The sequence below is a fragment of the Psychrobacter sp. MES7-P7E genome (assembly GCF_002863645.1).
Taxonomy (GTDB): Bacteria; Pseudomonadota; Gammaproteobacteria; order Pseudomonadales; family Moraxellaceae; genus Psychrobacter.
In genome coordinates this window covers 1-1340 of record NZ_PJBU01000035.1, presented here as the reverse complement: position 1 = coordinate 1340, position 1340 = coordinate 1, and the positions used below count along the sequence as shown (strand labels likewise).

General features: G+C 36.4%; 1 protein-coding gene. It reads right to left on the bottom strand.

Going from position 1 to position 1340, the window contains the following annotated elements:
* Nucleotides 1-51 precede the first annotated feature (51 nt).
* The coding region (locus CXF62_RS14630) for a hypothetical protein (protein ID WP_185156570.1) at nucleotides 52-1340 on the bottom strand (1289 nt) is incomplete at its 5' end.

The window sequence follows — 1340 nt, the reverse complement described above, 5'->3', positions numbered from 1 at the left end:
TATACCTTATTCGGCTGATTTAATTATATTAATGATTTAGACATCGGTAAATCATGATTGTTTAATATCAAGAGCTATTGTGACTGAATAATTCGTACTTCTAGCATCTCCTAGAGTTGCGTAACTTACTTGCTCTAAAGTTTTTTGGGATCTATATGGACTAAATAACTCATCAAGAGTATGGTGAAAACTACCATCATCTACTCCAAATACATAATCAAAAAATATTTTGGCCATTGCAGACTGAGGGTGGCTAGCATCGCGAAAAGATTTATTGTGACTCCAACTACCACTGTATATTTTACTGAATACTCTTTCTATATTACCAGAAACAGAATTTGAAGCATGTTTTCGAGTAATGCCTGGTTTTTGCACGTATGCAGCAGCATTTTCAACAGACTTCCAAATGACATAATGCATGGTTGATACAGAGCATTCAGCTAAACATGATCTGAGAATGCTAATTAGCTTCTCGCCAATAGGCGGTGCTAGATAGTTCAGTCTTGACCTAGTAATCAGGTAGCTTAAACACTCTCCTAGCTGTACCTTTTCACACCAGCTCTTAAATTGACTATTCGCTACTAGAGCACTGGTATTTTTTCTAAATTTAGCGTTTATCAAGATTTTAGTAAGATTCTCAGTACTATAAGCAAACTCAAAAATCGCTTGATAGAAATCTATTTCTAATTCTTGTTCTTCGTTGATAGTTACATATTCGTAGCTATTTTCAGGAGCTAGTATGAGCAGATTTCGGTTAAAGAGATGATGTAGTATCTTTTCATCTAATTTAGAGAACGATGATAAAGGTAATGATAAGTTGTCATGTAGAGAAACTGTATTCTTTAAATTATCTGCTCCTATACTCTCTATGGTCGCTGCAAGTAGCAGCCTATCCACATCGTTAAGCTCAGTGACTGAAGGAATACTGCTTAATTGAATGCTTCTGTATTGATTGATGTACTCTAGAGCAGTCTGTCTCTTTTCTTCTGCTAAACGGTCTTGTTTAAGACGATACTCCAAGTACTCTTGATCCATTCTTTTTTCAAGCGCCTCCCCGCAATCGTCACACCGCCATCTAATAAGATCCAATCGAGTTAGCTGTGAGCGAGTATAGCAAATCTTAGTTGTACCGCAGTCTATGCATTGGCAGTCTAGTACAACAAGATGAGCATTTATTTTAACGATACTCGGTATATCTTGATGCTTAACATCAAACTCTCGACCTATCTCTTTGCAGGTATATATAAAACCACTTCGTTTGTCGGCTTCTCTTAGCCAGTATCTCTCACAAATAAGCTTATTGGTCTCTGTAATATCTAGCTGATACTCTAGTTTAGTTT